Genomic DNA, 15,362 nt, shown 5'->3' with positions numbered 1-15,362 from the left:
ATATTTATATCAAGCAGCGCACTAGTCTGCGGTTATATCGCAGATTTCTCTGCAAAAAATGCAGTCAGGACAACCGCATATGATCGAAGTAGGCAGTCGCGAGTGGATGCGCGCCACCCTGGCCCTCAGCCTGGGCTCCTTCCTGGTGTTTCTCAATCTCTACCAAACCCACCCCCTGCTGCCCCTGCTGGCAGAGGTGTTTTCCGTCAGCTCCCTGTCGGCCGGCTGGACCCTGGCGGGTTGCACCGCCGGGCTCGCGACCTCGCTGCTGATCTGCGCCCGGCTGGCGGATCGCTTCGGCCGTCGCCGGATCATGCTGTGGAGCCTGACCGGCGCCATCCTGCTCTCCCTGTACATTCCGCTCATCCGCCAGTTCGATCAGCTGGTGATGCTGCGCATCCTGCAAGGCGCCTTGCTGGCAGGCCTGCCCGCGACCGCCATCGCCTACATGGGGGAGGAGTTCAGCAAGCGCGCCCTGCTTTCCGCTGTCGGGGTCTACATCGCCGCCAATTCCTTAGGCGGGATCGCCGGCCGGGTGGTCGGTGGCCTCTTGGCTGGCTGGTTCGGGGATTGGCAGCACACGTTTCTTGGCATCGGCCTCATCAGCCTGGCCTTGCTGCCGCTGGTTATCTGGCTGCTGCCTCCCCAGACCCGCTTCGTGGCCGTGGTGGCCGAGCCCGGCCAACTGCGCCGCGCCATCGCCAGTCACCTCGGCAATCCGCTGCTGGTGGGCGCCTATCTCATCGGCGGTCTCAACTTCATGGTGTTCTTGAATCAATACAGCTACCTCACCTTCCTGCTGGCGGAGGCTCCCTTCTCCCTGCCGACCCAGTGGCTCGGCATGCTGTTTCTGACCTATCTCACCGGCACCCTCGCCTCCTCCTTGAGCGGTCGCTGCGCCAATCGCTGGGGAGCCCAGCGCCTGCTGCTCGCTGGCATCCTGCTGATGGCCATCGGCAGCCTGGCGCTACTGCAGGGCACGCTGACCGCCATCATCGGTGGCCTGCTGATCTCGAGCTTCGGATTCTTCCTCGCCCACGCCTGTGCCAGCGCCTGGGTGGGCCAACACGTGGAGCACAACAGGGCCTTGGCCTCGTCGCTCTATCTGGTGGGGTACTATCTGGGGGCCAGTCTGGGGGGGCTCTATCTACACCCCTTCTGGGAGCGAGGGGGGCTTGGGGGATTGGTGCTCGGCATCGAGCTGGTGCTGTGCGTCACCGCAGCCTTGAGCCTCTGGCTCGGTCAGCTGAAGGGACGCAGTGCGCGTCCCCTCTCCTGTCACTCGGCATCCTGATGCCCGGCGCCACCCCCACCGACAAGCGGATGCGGGTGACCAGGCTCAGATCATCCGTTCACACATCGTCGAACTCACAGGCCGTCATAATAGTCCGGCGGCACCGGCACCACGGCGCCGGTACCCAGCTCCTCGTCGATCACCTCGCTTAAAGGGCGCAAGTGGAATTTCACCTGGCCCGAAGGCAGCATCAGCCCCAGGTCCGGGTTGCGGCCATCCTCGATGTTGCCGGTCTTGAACGGCAATGCCGGGTGCGCGACCACCAGCGCGTGCAGTGAGGGCACCACCAGCTCGATGTGTTCGAGCCCCGCCTGATGGCTGCGACCCGATTTGGGGGCGGCCAGCTCGATGCAGGGCACGCTCACCTCGTTGGCGCAGACCGGCTGATGCAATCGATAGGTGGCGATGGGCCGCCCGCCGATCATCCCCTCCACCAGCAAGACCCCGTGGCGCGCGAGCAGCACTTTCAACTCGAGGTACTCCGGCAGGCTGGCGGCGCGGTAACAGAGGTGATCCACCTGCGGAGCGGCATGCTCTCCCATGAGGCCGTGCAATTCGGTCAGCAGTTGGCAAACAAATGGGGCCATGGGCCCCAGCGTGGTATCCAGTGGATGAGACATGATCACCATTTCTTCTTGGGTTGGAACAGGACATCCAGCTCGTCCGCTTCTTTGTCCTTGAGGTGTTGCAGCTCTTTCTCGCTGTGCTGCTGCAGGTGCTCTTCCAGCTGACGCATCCCCTGACGCATGTCTTCTTCCCGCGCCAGCAGGTAGGCGTCCTTGTCGGAGACGCTGGCCAGGGCACCCAGCCCCTTGGTAAAGAGCTGACGGCAGGTGCCGTATTGCCCCTGGATCTGGGCATCCATGGCCCGCTTGACCAGGTTGGCGATGTTGATCTTGAGCTGCATCAGCTCGAGACGGCGATCCTCCTGGGCAAAGCCGTGGGGATCTATCTTGCCCTTGTTGTGCTCGACCCGCAGCACGGCGCGCATCTTCTTGGCCAGCTGCAACATCTGGATCGCCTGGCGATCGGATTCCGGGGTCTTGAAGTGCCCCTCGTCCTGGCTGCTGTAGTTCTCCTGCACGTTCTTGATCTGGGTCTGGACGTCGGCGATGCGCTGCTTGATCTGATTGCCGGGCATCACCAGCGCAATGGCGCGATAGGCATCCAGGATCCTGTGCTGCAACAGCAGCACCATGTTCTTGGAGAAGGGCACCAGGTTGACGTTCAGCAGCACCTCTTCGGTCTCGTCCGCCACGGCCTTGTGGCGGGCGATGGCCTGGCGCTTGTCGGCTTCGGCCTTCTGCTTATATTGCTGCACCACGTTATAGGCGATGACCAGAAACAGGAGTGCGCCAATCGACAGCAATATCAAGGTTAAAATCATAGGGTGTACAAACTCCTGTCCCAATCCAATTGCGTGATCCTACAACAGCTTACCCGCATAAGGTAGCGCGCAGTGTGGCCTTGCCTCACAACAATGCCAGCTGGCCTCGCGGCGACGAGCGGCGCGCCCCCGCCCTAGATCCATATCGCCCTCGCCCCCCATTACTTGAGGCAAAACCCCTTGGAATGCAGGAATCCCAGCATGAAGGGACGCGCCTCCTTGCCGAGGATGGCCTTGATCTGACCACTCCAGGTCTGCTGCTTGTTGTTGCCGCTGCGGGCCAGGTAGTAGTCGTGGATCTGCTCATCATATTGGGCGAGCAGAGCGCGATCGAGCGTCTCTGGATAGCGGTTCTCGTGCACTACCAGCCCCCTCGGCAGCCGCGGTTTCTGCTCGGGCTGCTGGGCGGGATGACCGAGACAGAGGCCAAACAGCGGTATCACCAGATGGGGCAACCCGACCGCCTCGCTCACCGCCGCCACATTGTTGCGAATGCCGCCGATGTAGACGCCGCCGAGCCCCAAGGATTGCGCCGCCAGCAGGGCATTCTGGGCCATCAGGGCGCCGTCGATGGCGCCGATCAGGAGCTGCTCCGCATAGCCGGTCTGGGCCTCTGGCACTATCTGGCTATGGCGCTGGTAGTCGGCGCAAAACAGCAGGAACTCCGCCGCTTCGGCCACATAAGCCTGATGGCCGGCGAGCTCGGCCAGTCTGGCGCGCAGCCCCTTGTCGGTGACCCGGATGATGCTGTTGGCCTGCAGGAAGCTGGAGCTGGAGGCGCACTGGGCGGCGCTCAGGATCTGATCGAGCTGCTGGGCCGTGATGGGCTCCGGGGTGAATTGGCGGATGGAGCGATGGGAAAGGATGAGATCGATGGTCGGGTTCATGAGGCCTCCAGGAAGAAGGCCACACTGTACCCAAAAAAAGCGAGGGGCCCAAGGCCCCTCGTCACCCTCAGGGGGCAGGATACACATACGGCGCCTGCAACCCGAGGGGGAAGCCCAGCGCCCAGTACAGCAGCAGGAAGCAGGTCCAGCTCACCAGGAAGGCCAGGGAGTAAGGCAGCATCATGGAGACCAGGGTGCCTATCCCGGTGCTCTTCACATACTGCTGGCAATAGACCACCACCAGCGGGAAGAACACCATCAGCGGGGTGATGATGTTGGAGGAGGAATCCCCCACCCGGTAGGCCGCCTGAGTCAGCTCGGGGGAGATCCCCACCGCCATCAGCATGGGCACAAGGATGGGGCTGATCAGCGCCCACTTGGCGGAGGCCGAGCCCACCACCAGGTTGACGGTGGCGGTGAGCAGGATGATACCGACTATGGTCACCTCCCCCGGCAGCGCCAGGGCATGGAGCACCTCGGCGCCGGACAGCGCCAGCAGGGTGCCGAGGTTGGAATCCCCGAACGCCTTGATGAAGAGCGCGCAGAAGAAGGCCATCACCATGTAGGAGCCCATCTTGTTCATGGTGGCCGACATGGCGTCGATCACGTCCTTGCCGCTCTTGAAGTTGCCCGCCACGAAGCCATAGACGATGCCAGGCAGGATGAACAACAGGAAGATGAGCGGGACTATGGACTTCATCACGGGGGCGGCGAAGGTAGTGAGCGAGCCATCCGCGGCCCGCATCGGCGAGTCGCCCGGTGTCAGGGCCAGCCCCAACAGCACTATGGCCGCCAGCATGGCAAAGCCGGCCCAGTTGAAGGCCCGACTCTCCCGTGCGCTGTAGCGCCCCATCTCGTCGGCACTCGCCAGATCCTCGTTGAGCGGCACATGCTGGAGGCGCGGCTCCACCACCTTCTCGGTGACAAACCAGCCCACGCAGATGATCAGCAGGGAGGAGGCGCCGGTGAAGAAGATGTTGCACAGGGTGTTGACCAGATAATCGGGATCGAGCAACTGGGCCGCCGACTGGGTGAAGCCTTGCAGCAGGGCATCCCCGCCGGAGGGCAGGAAATTTGCGGCGAAGCCTCCGGAGACCCCGGCAAAGGCGGCAGCTATCCCCGCCAGCGGGTGGCGGCCGGCGGCGTGGAAGATGATGCCGCCGATGGGGATGACCAGCACATAGCCCGCATCCGCCGCCGTGTGGCTGACGATGGCCACCAGGATCAGCATGGGGGTCAGGAAGCGGGCCGGGGTGACCTTCAGCAGCTTCTTGAGGCCGGTGTTGATGAAGCCGGATTGCTCGGCGACGCCGACCCCCAGCATGGCCACCAGCACGATGCCGAGCGGCGCGAAGCTGGTGAAGGTGGTGACCATGCTGGCGAGGAACTCGGCAAGCCCGGCCCCGGTCAGCAGGTTGTTGACCACCACGACCTCCCCGCTGCGGGGATTGACCAGATCGAAGGAGAAGCGGGAGAGAACCCAGGAGCCGACCCAGACGATCAGCAGGGCGTAGAGGAACAGCATGGCGGGATCGGGCAGCTTGTTACCCGCTTTCTCGACCCCGTTGAGGAAGCGATTCAACCAGCCCTTGGACGGGGTGGCAGAACGCTCGTTGGTAGTAGCCTGACTCATTATGGTAATACTCCATGACCAAGAAATGAGCGCGCATACTAGCGAGAACGTCTAATGAATCCCATAACCTGAGACAAAAATTCGATTAATTACGTTTAATTTGGCATGTCGCGCTTCAAAAACGCGACATGCCGCACATTATCTGCGGCAGCCTCAGCCGCTCGCCAGCGGATAATGTCCCACCTTGCAGTGGATCCCGAAGCCCGTCGCCGCCACCTCGGCCGGCGTCATGGGGGTGCTGAACAGGAAGCCCTGGAACACGTGACAGCCCTGGGCACGCAGGGCCGCGAGCTCATGTTCGTCCTCCACCCCTTCCGCCAGGATCCCGAGCCCCAAGCTGGTGGCCATGGCGACGGTGGCCCGGATCACCGGCAGGTTCAGGCCGACCACGAAGGAGCGATCCAGCTTGATGGTGTCGATGGGCAGCCGGTTGAGGTAGGCGAGCGACGAGTAGCCGGTACCAAAGTCATCGATGGCTATCTTGATCCCCTGATCGCTCAGGGCATCGAGGATCTCGATGCAGCCCTTCATGTCCAGCATCAGCACGGTTTCCGTCAGCTCCAAGGTCAACAAGTCGGCCTCGACGCCGTACTCCTTGAGTTGCTGCGCTACCAGGGCCGGCAGGGTCGCGGAGAGCTGGAAGCCGGACAGATTGACCGACACCGGCACCTTCACCTGCCACTGGCGCTGCCAGGCCCCCATCTGGGACAAGGCGGTGGAGAGCACCCAGCTCCCGACCTCGCGAATGAGCCCCATCTCCTCGGCCAGCGGGATAAACTCCGCCGGCGAGACGTGCCCCAGCACGGGGTTGTACCAACGCAGCAGGGCCTCGAAGCCGATGAGCTTGCCCTGCGCTACGTCCACCTGGGGCTGATAACGCAGGCTCAGCTCGCCCCGGCCTATGGCCTTGGCAAGGAACTGTTTCAGGGTGAGCTTGCGGTGCAGGGTCTGCTGCATGCTGGGGGTGAAGCGCTGCCAGCGCAGGCGGCCCATCTGCTTGGCCTGGTACATGGCCATGTCGGCGCGGGTGATCAGGTTGTCGCCGTCGTCCGCATCGTCCGGGTAGATGGCGATGCCGATGCTGCCCCCTATGGTGACCTCGGGCACGCCGCTCAGCTGCAGCGGCTTGGTCATCTGGGAGAGCATGAGATCCGCCACCTCCTGGGCCCTGTCGCTGGAGTTGCTCAGCGGCACCAGGGCGGTGAACTCGTCCCCGCCGAGGCGCGCCAGCTCCACGTCCCGCGGACAGATCTGCTTGAGCCGTCCGGCCACCCGCTCCAGCAGGCGATCCCCCGCCTTGTGGCCGTAGTTGTCGTTGACCAGCTTGAAGTTGTCCAAGTCCATGAACACCAGGGCGAAGCGCCCCCCCAGGCCGCAATAGGCCTCGAGGGATTTCATCAGACCGTAGCGGTTGAGCAGGCCGGTGAGGGAGTCGTGCCAGGCCAGGTGGCGGTGCTCGAGCTCCTCGAGCTTGCGATCCGTGATGTCACGCATGGTGAGCAGGATCCGGGCCCCTTGCTGGATGTGGCGAAACTGGTATTGAAACCAGCGCATTCCCTTGAGGGTGCGGCACTCCCCCTCGGCCACCACCTCGTCCAGGCGAGACAGGCGCCGGTAGAAGACCTCGTCACAACCGGAGAAAATCTGGGTGAGCTGGGTGGTGCCCTCCCCGAAACACATGTCGAAATGGTGGTTGCCGCTCTCGAGGCGCCCCTCGTTGTCGAACAAGCAGGCCAGGGTGTCGCCGGTGGCGAGGGAGGATTCCTGATAGAGGGTGTCGGCATCGATCACCGCCTCCGTCATCATCATCAGGCGCCCGGCTATCTCGATCCCGGAGAGCCGCAGGTAGACCTGCTTCTTCACCCCCTTCGGGGAGAGGGTCCACCACTCGTTGTAGCTGCGCCCCTGCTGGAAGTCGCCGAGATAGCGCTGCAGCAACAGGTCGATGGCGGCGGCCATGTCGGCCGAGAAGTCGCGGGATTGCAGTTCGGTCAGGGAGCTCGACTCCCACAACCCCAGTGCGGGGCCATTGGCCCAATAGATGTGATGACGCTGGATGTCATAGACCCAGATGGGCGTATGGAGGACATCCATCCCAGGGAGCAGGCGTTCGTCTAGCGTATTCATGTAAGGTGATGATTCATGCTGAGAGCTCATAGCAAAAACCAGCCACGGCAGGCTCCTGAACGCTCCCCCGTGCTGGTACAAAATCCGATCCGGCCCATAATCTGGAAACATGCACGCGAAAAGGGGCAGACATCATATGAAAACGCTACATGTGATCCCCATGGTCAGAAGAAATGGACTCACACTGATATTGTTGGGCATGGTCATAACCATTGCTATGATTTTTATACTTTTTTTTCTCCATGAACAACTATTAATCCCTGCTATATCCGCCCTCTTGGTCGGTCTGCTGACAGTTCTTGTCGGGGGGCTGAAGTTGGCTGAGCCTCATTTTAGCCTCTCTCTGTGTCAGGATTGTCTGCAATATCACCACAAGTACGGTGGCTGGCTCCTGAAATGGAGAAATATTCAACGTATTGACCAACCGCGTATTCATTTGGGCTGGGATCTGGTGCCCCTGCCCTACATCGGATTGAAGATAAAAGATTACGACGATTTTTTGACGCTGATCACACCCAGGCTGGCCGTGCGCCTGCTGACCGAGCAGCGGGCCGTGCTGCTCCAGGCGATGCAAAGTGAAGGGGCCGATTGCCCCACCGGTGGTTGCGGCTCCGGGCTGTTGGGCGAGGGTCTGCTGGAGGAGAGCCGCTTTCGTTCCCCCTCGGGTCAACGCTACGAAGGGGTGATCGCCATGCTGGGCAACCGCATGACCAGGCTGCGGGATCTGCTGGGGTATGATCTGCTGGTGCCGGACAACAGCCTCGACCGCCCCCCTGCCGATTTCGTCCATTTGCTGAACCAATACCGGCGCGAGTCGAATCTAATCCAGATCAATTAAACGCCGGATTGCGCTTGCCAAGCCCGGCGACTCTTCATAAGGTCTCCGGCTTGTTACATCCAGAACACCCCTTATACCGCTTATGAAGTACATCGAAGAGTTCTATCTGTTCGTCAAGGTGGTGCAAGAGGGCGGTTTCTCCCACGCCGCAGCCGCGCTGGGCATGCCGACCGGCACTATCAGTCGACGAATTTCCCAACTGGAAGAGCAGCTCGGCTGCAGCCTGCTACACAGATCCACCCGCAAGCTGCGCCTCACCGATGAAGGGCTGCGCTATTATGAACGCCTGTGCACCCCGCTCGCCGAGATAGAGCAGGCCACCGGCGAGATCCAGGGCCAGGAGCACGACATCAGCGGCCTGATCCGCCTCGCCGCCCCCATCGCCCTCTCCAATACCATACTGGTCGACATGCTGGCGGACTTCGGTCTGCGCTATCCCCAGGTGCAATTTGACATCAGCCAGACCAACGATCAGGCCCCCCTCTGCGATCAGGACAGGGATCTGGTGTTCTTCAACGGTGAGCTGCCCCAGTCTCTGCCCAATGCCCTCTGCCTTGGCCACATCCAGTACGGCCTCTTTGCCTCCCCCCTCTATCTGGAGAAGATGGGCACCCCCTCACACCCGGCCCAGCTGGAGGAGCACGAGCTCATCCATTGCTGGCCACATCAGCACTGGCAGTTGACCGGGCGGGACGATCAGGGCGAACAGGTGGTGCAGATCAAGCGGATCCCTCGCCTCAACGTCAACCAGACCCAGGCTGCCGTGCGAGCCGCCAGGCGCCACCTCGGCATCGTCAACGCCCCGCTGCACTATGTGCACCCCTTCTTGCAAGACGAGCAGCTGGTCGCCGTCCTGCCGGACTGGCAGTCGGGCCGCCGTCCCTTCTACATGTTGCTCTGCCAACCCCAGTTCACCCCGCTGCGTGTTAAGATGTTCGCCGAATTCGTCGAAAAATATTCCGCACGCTACCGCAGTCATCAACGGGACGATCAATTTTTACCGGCGATGCCCCTGCCCATTGCATCTGACGATTGATGGCGCACACTTAGCGCAATGCTCGTTGCACAGGCCGCTAACACTATGAATGTATTGATATGTGATGACTCGGGGTTCGCTCGTAAACAATTGGCCCGCGCCCTACCTGCCGACTGGCATGTCAACCTGCATCAGGCTGCCGACGGCCTGGAAGGGGTAGAGCAGATCCTGATGGGGAACGGGGACCTGATCTTTCTGGATCTGACCATGCCCCAGATGGATGGCTATGGCGTGCTGGAAACCCTCCAGCGGGAGGGGCTGCGCAACAAGGTGATCGTGGTCTCCGGCGACATCCAGCCGGAAGCCTATCAACGTGTGATGGCACTGGGGGCCCTGGACTTCATCAAGAAGCCCGCCGCCCCCGAGACCCTGCGTGCCCTCCTTCGTCAGCACGGCCTGTGGCAGGCGGCCGCGCCGGCGGCGACCCTCGCCGCTCCCCCGGCTCTCAACCCCTCCCCGTTGCAGAACGCCATCTCGTTCACCCCCGAGCTGCGGGATGTCTACCAGGAGCTCGCCAACGTCGCCATGGGTCAGGCCGCCGATCTGCTGGCCCGCCTGCTCGACGCCTTCGTGCTGCTGCCCATCCCCAACGTCAATGTGCTGGAGGTTTCTGAGCTGCACATGGCACTCTCGGCCGCCGCCGAGTCGGATACCCTCTCCGCCGTCTGTCAGGGTTTCATCGGCGCCGGTATCGCCGGCGAGGCCCTGCTGCTGTTCCACGACGCCAGCTTCCAGGATCTGGCCCGCTTGATGAACCACCAGGGCGAACTGGATCACAACGCCGAGCTGGAGCTGTTGATGGATACCGCCAACGTGCTGATCGGCGCCTTCCTGCGCGGCTACGCCAACCAGCTCGATACCCCCTTCAGCCAAGGGCATCCGGTGGTGCTCGGTCAGCACAGACCCATTAGAGATCTGATTCAGACCAACCAGAGCCGCTGGCGCCGTACCCTGGCCATCGAGATCAACTACCGGATCCAGGGATATGCGGTGCAATGCGATCTATTGCTGTTGTTTACCGAAGATTCCATCGCCACCATGAACAATAAAATAATGCATATGCTCTAGCGGTGCATTGACGATGCAATCGCAAAAACCCATAACAACATCATGCGCTTACCCCGGGAGTGACCATGGAAATCCGTGAATTTCATTGGCTGATGAACATAGTCCAGAACCTGGACGTGGGGCTGGTCGTGCTCGACAAGGGCTACAGAGTGCAGGTGTGGAACGGCTTCATGGAGAGTCACAGCGGCCGGCTGGCCGGTGCGGTGCGGGATCAGCTGCTGTTTGACCTCTTCCCCGACGTGGACAGGGCCTGGTTCGAACGCAAGGCGAACATGGTATTCAAGCTCAACAACCGCGCCTTCAGCACCTGGGAGCAGCGCCCCTACCTGCTGCGCTTCTCCAACTACCGCCCCATCACGGGCTCGGCGCCGCACATGTACCAGAACCTGACCCTGGTGCCCCTCGCCGATTTTGGTGGCGAGGTCACCCATCTGGCCATCATGATCTACGATGCCACCGACGAGGCCATGCTGATCATGGGCCAGCGCCAGGGCTGATCCCGCCAGTCACTAGCACAGATAGAGAACCAAGAAGGGCGCCTCAGGGCGCCCTTCTTGTCATTGCATTGGATGACTCCACGTGATCCGCGAAGCCGCCGCCATCAGGCGCTCAGATACTCGGTGAAGGCATCGATCACCTCGTCGATGTCGTCGTCGGTGATCTGCAGGTGGGTTACCAGCCGCAGCTCGCCGTAGCCGGAGAAGAGGATGCCGCGCTCCTTCATGAAGGCCAGCAGCGGGGTCGATTCCCCTTCGCTCAAGCGCAGGAACACCATGTTGGTCTGCACCTCGCTCAGATCCAGCACTATGCCGGGCAAGGCGGCCAGCCCCTCTGCCAGCCGTCTGGCACGGCGGTGATCGTCGGCCAGCCTGGTCACGTGCTGATCCAAGGCAAAGAGCGCGGCCTGGGCCAGGATCCCCGCCTGGCGCATGCCGCCCCCCAGCATCTTGCGCAGCCGTCTGGCGCGGGCGATGAACTCCCGGGAGCCCACCAGCAGGGAGCCAACGGGGGCACCCAACCCCTTGGAGAGGCAGATGGAGACGCTGTCGAAGGGGGCAGCGATGGCCTGCACCGTCTCGCCGCTCGCCACCACCGCGTTGAACAGCCGGGCACCGTCCAGATGCAGTTGCAGACCCCGGCTGTCGACGAAGGCCCGCACCTCGCGCAAATAGTGAAGCGGCAGCACCTTGCCGTTGTGGGTGTTCTCGAGGCAGATCAGCCGGGTCTGGGCGAAGTGGGCGTCGTCGGGGGCCAGGGCTGCACTCAGGTCGTGCAGCGCCAGGGAGCCATCGGCCTGCATGGGCACGGGTTGCAGGGCCACCGAACCCAGCACGGCAGAGCCTTGCGCCTCATAGCGGTAGATGTGGGAGGCTGAGCCGAGCACGGCCCCTTCGCCGCGCTGACAGTGGCTCATCATCGCCAGCAGGTTCGACATGGTGCCCGATGGCACGAACAGAGCCGCCTCTTTGCCCAGCAGCTCGGCACCGCGCTGCTCCAGCCTGTTGACGCTGGGATCCTCCCCATAGACATCGTCGCCGACCTCGGCGTGCAGCATGCTCTGGCGCATGGCTTCCGTGGGTTGGGTCACGGTATCACTTCGTAAATCGATGTAGCGCATGGTCATCCTCCTGAATGCAGGGGGATGACATTAACCAGCCAGGACGGAGCTGGCAAGGGATGGGACACGGGAATGTGAGCACGATGCTCACCAGGGCAGAGGCCGGCCCTGCAAGTCAAGGAAGCGGCCAGACTGGGCCGGCGTCAGGCGCGCGATGAGGTCAAGCAGCCGCGGCGCCACCAGGGCGGGATCCTGAAGCAGGGCCTGATCCAGCTCGTGCAGGAAGGGTTGTTGCATGGGGGTATTCATCAGCCCAGGATGCACCGTAATGACCCCCGCCCCAGGGAAGCGGTCGGCCCACTCGGCCGCCAGGATCCGGGCCCCCAGGTTGAGCGCCGCCTTGCTCATGCGATAGCTGTAGCGACTGCCAATACCCGGCTGGCCTGATTCTGCCTGCCCCAGACTGCCCGCCAGATCCGAGAGGCTGCAGAGCCAGAGGCGGCTATCCGGTGCCATCAACCGGCTCAGACTGGCGCCAAGGGCGAGCTGGGGCCAGGCATTGGCCTGCAGGCTCTCGCAGAGCCACTGGGGATCCACCTCCTCCACCCGCCGCTCCGGCATGTGATTGAGATCAGACAGCAACCCTATGGTGTTGATCACCACGCTCGGCAGGCTGACGCCGTCATAGAGGGTGAACAGGGCCTCGAAGGAGAGCGGGTCCACCTCCTGCAGCGGAAAGTAGCAGGCCGGATCCAGCCCCCTCGGCGACTGCCTGCCCGCCAGCAACCACTCTTCGCCACGGTCGGCCAGCTCATGTGCCAACGCCGTGCCCAACCCACCACTGCCCAGGATCAGATAGCCCATCTCCATCTCCATGTCCTTGGATTGACTCTTTGTTTAGAGGGTATCAGAAGAATCGCCCGCTGCAGGCCTGCCAGTGGGTGCGAAACGTGCTCAGGCCTCGGTCAGATGACGGCCAAACTCCCTCGCCCGCGCCAGATCCAGAAAGCCGTCTGCCTGCTTGTGGCTGCGCAAGAACTGGTAGTAGGCGAGCAGGGTGACAAGCTGCTCCTCATCGGGCAATGCCTGCTCGGGCAGCCGCTCCTGCAGCAGCACGCCCGCCGCGGCCAGCGCCTCTCTGTCCACCACCTCGGCCTGACGATAGAGATAACCGCAGCCGGTGGCGAGCCACTCCAGGGAGCAGTTGGCCCCCATGGCGATCTGGTTCGCCTTGCCAAGGCCAGGCTCGGCCCCTTTCAGGTACTTGCGGATCAGCGCCTCACTCAGCCCGACCTTGCGGGCGAAGGCGCTGACACTGCCCTCCCCGATCAGGCTCTGCAGCCTGCCGGCAAATCCTTCCATGATTGTCTCCCCATCTTCTCTCTGGTTCCGGCTCTCTTTTCAGAACCAAAGTTCGAATTCACGAAGGGTCTATTATTGCCTTGTCCACCAGATGAGACCAAGATGCTGGCAGCATTTATTCTGCCTTTATCTCTATTTGCCAAGGAGTCACCATGTCTGTATCCCGCTTAGCCTTGCATCCCGAGGGCCCGACCTTCTCCCGCCTCATCATGGGTTACTGGCGCCTGATGGAGTGGCAGCTCTCCCCCGCGGCCCTGCTGGATCTGATGAAATACCATCTGGATCTGGGGGTCACCACAATCGATCACGCCGACATCTATGGCGGCTATCAGTGCGAGGAGGCGTTCGGCCATGCCCTGCGCCTCGAGCCCTCCTTGCGTGATCGCATGGAGATCGTCAGCAAGTGCGGCATCGCCCTCACCGCCAAGCCCGAGCATGCCCTCAATCACTACAACACCGGCAAGGCTCACATCGTTGCCAGTGCCGAGGCCTCCTTGCAAAAGCTCGCCACCGATCACCTGGATCTGCTGCTGATCCACCGCCCGGATCCCCTGATGGATGCCGACGAGGTGGCCGATGCCTTCATCAGCCTCAAGCAGGCGGGCAAGATCAAACACGCTGGCGTCTCCAACTTCACCACCCATCAGTTCGAGCTGTTGCAGTCCCGTCTGCCCTTCCCGCTGGTCACCAATCAGTTGGAGATCTCGCCCCTGAACCAGGGCGCAACGCTGGATGGCACCCTGGATCAGTGTCAGCAGCTGCGCATCAAGCCGATGGCCTGGTCTTGCCTCGGCGGCGGCCGCTTGTTCAACGATCCCGCCTATGGCTCACTGCGCGCCGAGCTCGAGCAGATCCGCCAGGAAGTGGGTGCCCAGCACATAGAGCAGGTGGTCTACGCCTGGGTAATGATGCTGCCGAGCCAACCGCTGCCGCTCATCGGCTCCGGCAAACGGGAGCGGATCGCCGCCGCCGTGGCCGCCGAATCCATCCAGCTCAATCGTCAGCAGTGGTTCCGCATCCGCAAGGCGGCGCTCGGTTACGACGTGCCCTGATCCCGCCCACGCAGGGTCCCACAAAAACAAAAACGGCATGGAGTGATCCATGCCGTTTTCCGTTATCGAGACGATTCAACGGTGGCGCTGGGGGCGACCACGAGGTGCATCTGTCTTCGGTTTGGCCTGATTGACTGTGATGGTGCGGCCACCTATTTCGGTGCCATGTAGCCCGGCGATGGCCTTCTCGGCATCCCCGTTCACCGGCATTTCAATGAAGCCAAATCCCTTGGACTGACCGGTATCGCGATCGATGATGATATCGACCTTCTCTACCTCTCCAAATTGGCTGAACACGGTTGTCAGTTCGTCGGCCGTCATCCGGTACGACAGATTACCTACGTAAATCTTCATGCCATCCACTCTCGATTCAAGGTGCCTTATCTATGCATCCACCAGCATAGAAGTAAGGGCACAACCCCCATGCCGGACCTGCCACGACAGCATGCCGTGGCACTCCCCACCCCGTGGCCCAAGCCGTTGATCTCTTGGACTATCGGAGCAGAAAAGATCAATTCGAATCAGAGGCAGTATCTGAGCTTTGTGGCAAATTGTCGAGAAAATAGTCAGCTCGGGGCGGTTGCAAGGTGCTCAGGATCCCAGCGAGGGCACGGCGGCCGTGCCAGGCCCGCTTAAAGCCGAAACGATAGATGCCGGGCGCCACCTCATGAGTCGCCTCCCGGGTCAGGCCCAGCAAGGTGGTGGCATCGGCCAGGGCCGCGGGATCGAGCCGCAGATCCAGGCTGAACGTGAGCCACTGGCCGTCGTGACCTATCTGGCGCGTCCGCTCTATACCGACCAACGCCGCCCGGGACAGGGCCAGCGCCTTGTCATTGCTGCCGTTGAGCAGATAGAGATGGCTCTCATCCCAGGCAAGCTCGGCCAATCGCCAGCGCTGCCAGTTGCGCGGCAGGATCATCATCAGCAGCACTATGCCGCCAAACACCAGCCCGACCCAGGGCAGCAGCCCCATCTCGGGATACCCCAGCCAGATCGCGGCCACCACAGTCCCTAGGCTCGCCAGCAGCAGGCTGCCCATGACCCCGTAGAAGCGCACTGCTGGCGGCATCAACCAGCAGATCCCCGCCTGTGACACCAATTCACTGACTCTCATCTCGTA

At 62.2% G+C, this 15,362-nt stretch carries 15 protein-coding genes and 1 pseudogene; 6 read left to right on the top strand and 10 right to left on the bottom strand.

Annotation, left to right across the window (positions count from 1 at the left end; translation table 11 throughout):
• The first annotated feature begins 79 nt into the window (after positions 1-79).
• Complete coding sequence (locus BN1124_RS08415; RefSeq protein ID WP_042640799.1) at positions 80-1,294, top strand: MFS transporter; 1,215 nt, start codon at positions 80-82, stop codon at positions 1,292-1,294.
• Between the two features lie 74 nt (positions 1,295-1,368).
• Here the strand turns inward: BN1124_RS08415 and BN1124_RS08410 are convergent, their stop codons facing one another.
• The 5 genes from BN1124_RS08410 to BN1124_RS08390 form a co-directional block, all read right to left on the bottom strand.
• Positions 1,369-1,923 carry a VOC family protein gene (locus tag BN1124_RS08410; protein WP_042640797.1) on the bottom strand — a complete coding sequence of 185 codons (555 nt, stop codon included), beginning with the start codon at positions 1,921-1,923 and terminating at the stop codon, positions 1,369-1,371.
• Positions 1,917-2,681, bottom strand: a complete 765-nt coding sequence (locus BN1124_RS08405; protein WP_042640795.1) for a hypothetical protein — start codon at positions 2,679-2,681, stop codon at positions 1,917-1,919. The genes BN1124_RS08410 and BN1124_RS08405 overlap by 7 nt, the downstream gene beginning before the upstream one ends.
• A 161-nt stretch (positions 2,682-2,842) precedes the next feature.
• Positions 2,843-3,568, bottom strand: a complete 726-nt coding sequence (nfsA, locus tag BN1124_RS08400; protein ID WP_042640793.1) for an oxygen-insensitive NADPH nitroreductase — start codon at positions 3,566-3,568, stop codon at positions 2,843-2,845.
• 67 nt (positions 3,569-3,635) lie between these two features.
• Positions 3,636-5,201, bottom strand: a complete 1,566-nt coding sequence (locus BN1124_RS08395; protein ID WP_042640791.1) for an AbgT family transporter — start codon at positions 5,199-5,201, stop codon at positions 3,636-3,638.
• 153 nt (positions 5,202-5,354) lie between these two features.
• On the bottom strand, positions 5,355-7,295 hold the full coding sequence (locus BN1124_RS08390; protein WP_042640789.1) for a putative bifunctional diguanylate cyclase/phosphodiesterase: 1,941 nt from the start codon (positions 7,293-7,295) through the stop codon (positions 5,355-5,357).
• Positions 7,296-7,464: 169 nt separating this feature from the next.
• On the opposite strand from BN1124_RS08390, the gene BN1124_RS08385 reads away from it, so the two are divergent.
• The 4 genes and pseudogenes from BN1124_RS08385 to BN1124_RS08370 all read left to right on the top strand — a co-directional run bounded on the left by BN1124_RS08385 (position 7,465) and on the right by BN1124_RS08370 (position 10,767).
• Positions 7,465-8,166, top strand: coding sequence for a DUF2982 domain-containing protein (locus BN1124_RS08385; protein WP_042640787.1), 702 nt, complete (start codon positions 7,465-7,467; stop codon positions 8,164-8,166).
• An 82-nt stretch (positions 8,167-8,248) separates the two neighbouring features.
• Positions 8,249-9,195 (top strand): annotated as a pseudogene (locus tag BN1124_RS08380) (LysR family transcriptional regulator).
• Positions 9,196-9,247: 52 nt separating this feature from the next.
• Positions 9,248-10,270, top strand: coding sequence for a response regulator (locus BN1124_RS08375; protein WP_042640783.1), 1,023 nt, complete (start codon positions 9,248-9,250; stop codon positions 10,268-10,270).
• Between the two features lie 65 nt (positions 10,271-10,335).
• On the top strand, positions 10,336-10,767 hold the full coding sequence (locus BN1124_RS08370) for a PAS domain-containing protein (protein ID WP_042640781.1): 432 nt from the start codon (positions 10,336-10,338) through the stop codon (positions 10,765-10,767).
• A gap of 104 nt (positions 10,768-10,871) precedes the next feature.
• Here BN1124_RS08370 and ltaE read toward each other — a convergent pair whose 3' ends face one another.
• The 3 genes from ltaE to BN1124_RS08355 all read right to left on the bottom strand — a co-directional run bounded on the left by ltaE (position 10,872) and on the right by BN1124_RS08355 (position 13,190).
• Complete coding sequence (gene ltaE, locus BN1124_RS08365; RefSeq protein WP_042640779.1) at positions 10,872-11,888, bottom strand: low-specificity L-threonine aldolase; 1,017 nt, start codon at positions 11,886-11,888, stop codon at positions 10,872-10,874.
• An 87-nt stretch (positions 11,889-11,975) separates the two neighbouring features.
• A complete protein-coding gene (locus BN1124_RS08360; protein ID WP_042640950.1) occupies positions 11,976-12,692 on the bottom strand; it encodes a Rossmann-fold NAD(P)-binding domain-containing protein in 717 nt (238 codons plus the stop codon).
• 90 nt (positions 12,693-12,782) lie between these two features.
• Positions 12,783-13,190: a hypothetical protein gene (locus BN1124_RS08355; RefSeq protein ID WP_042640777.1), complete on the bottom strand. Its 408-nt coding sequence runs from the start codon at positions 13,188-13,190 to the stop codon at positions 12,783-12,785.
• 152 nt (positions 13,191-13,342) lie between these two features.
• On the opposite strand from BN1124_RS08355, the gene BN1124_RS08350 reads away from it, so the two are divergent.
• Positions 13,343-14,242, top strand: coding sequence for an aldo/keto reductase (locus tag BN1124_RS08350; protein ID WP_042640775.1), 900 nt, complete (start codon positions 13,343-13,345; stop codon positions 14,240-14,242).
• 75 nt (positions 14,243-14,317) lie between these two features.
• Here the strand turns inward: BN1124_RS08350 and BN1124_RS08345 are convergent, their stop codons facing one another.
• Positions 14,318-14,596: an RNA recognition motif domain-containing protein gene (locus tag BN1124_RS08345; RefSeq protein ID WP_082041515.1), complete on the bottom strand. Its 279-nt coding sequence runs from the start codon at positions 14,594-14,596 to the stop codon at positions 14,318-14,320.
• Between the two features lie 157 nt (positions 14,597-14,753).
• Positions 14,754-15,356 (bottom strand): hypothetical protein, encoded by a 603-nt coding sequence (locus BN1124_RS08340; protein WP_042640771.1) that lies wholly within the window; start codon positions 15,354-15,356, stop codon positions 14,754-14,756.
• Positions 15,357-15,362: the final 6 nt, after the last annotated feature.

Source organism: Aeromonas eucrenophila (assembly GCF_000819865.1).
GTDB classification, from domain to species: Bacteria; Pseudomonadota; Gammaproteobacteria; order Enterobacterales; family Aeromonadaceae; genus Aeromonas; species Aeromonas eucrenophila.
Note: the sequence above shows the minus strand (reverse complement) of the source record. Positions and strands in the feature narration are given on the sequence as shown.

What these genes read in the sequence shown, in the direction of transcription:
- BN1124_RS08385 (WP_042640787.1), top strand. Translation starts at nt 7,465, where the DNA reads ATGAAAACGCTACATGTGATCCCCATGGTCAGAAGAAATGGACTCACA.
- BN1124_RS08355 (WP_042640777.1), bottom strand. Translation starts at nt 13,190, where the DNA reads ATGGAAGGATTTGCCGGCAGGCTGCAGAGCCTGATCGGGGAGGGCAGT.
- BN1124_RS08390 (WP_042640789.1), bottom strand. Translation starts at nt 7,295, where the DNA reads ATGGATGTCCTCCATACGCCCATCTGGGTCTATGACATCCAGCGTCAT.
- BN1124_RS08360 (WP_042640950.1), bottom strand. Translation starts at nt 12,692, where the DNA reads ATGGGCTATCTGATCCTGGGCAGTGGTGGGTTGGGCACGGCGTTGGCA.
- BN1124_RS08410 (WP_042640797.1), bottom strand. Translation starts at nt 1,923, where the DNA reads ATGGTGATCATGTCTCATCCACTGGATACCACGCTGGGGCCCATGGCC.
- BN1124_RS08345 (WP_082041515.1), bottom strand. Translation starts at nt 14,596, where the DNA reads ATGAAGATTTACGTAGGTAATCTGTCGTACCGGATGACGGCCGACGAA.
- ltaE (WP_042640779.1), bottom strand. Translation starts at nt 11,888, where the DNA reads ATGCGCTACATCGATTTACGAAGTGATACCGTGACCCAACCCACGGAA.
- BN1124_RS08415 (WP_042640799.1), top strand. Translation starts at nt 80, where the DNA reads ATGATCGAAGTAGGCAGTCGCGAGTGGATGCGCGCCACCCTGGCCCTC.
- BN1124_RS08395 (WP_042640791.1), bottom strand. Translation starts at nt 5,201, where the DNA reads ATGAGTCAGGCTACTACCAACGAGCGTTCTGCCACCCCGTCCAAGGGC.
- BN1124_RS08370 (WP_042640781.1), top strand. Translation starts at nt 10,336, where the DNA reads ATGGAAATCCGTGAATTTCATTGGCTGATGAACATAGTCCAGAACCTG.
- BN1124_RS08375 (WP_042640783.1), top strand. Translation starts at nt 9,248, where the DNA reads ATGAATGTATTGATATGTGATGACTCGGGGTTCGCTCGTAAACAATTG.
- BN1124_RS08405 (WP_042640795.1), bottom strand. Translation starts at nt 2,681, where the DNA reads ATGATTTTAACCTTGATATTGCTGTCGATTGGCGCACTCCTGTTTCTG.
- BN1124_RS08350 (WP_042640775.1), top strand. Translation starts at nt 13,343, where the DNA reads ATGTCTGTATCCCGCTTAGCCTTGCATCCCGAGGGCCCGACCTTCTCC.
- BN1124_RS08340 (WP_042640771.1), bottom strand. Translation starts at nt 15,356, where the DNA reads ATGAGAGTCAGTGAATTGGTGTCACAGGCGGGGATCTGCTGGTTGATG.
- nfsA (WP_042640793.1), bottom strand. Translation starts at nt 3,568, where the DNA reads ATGAACCCGACCATCGATCTCATCCTTTCCCATCGCTCCATCCGCCAA.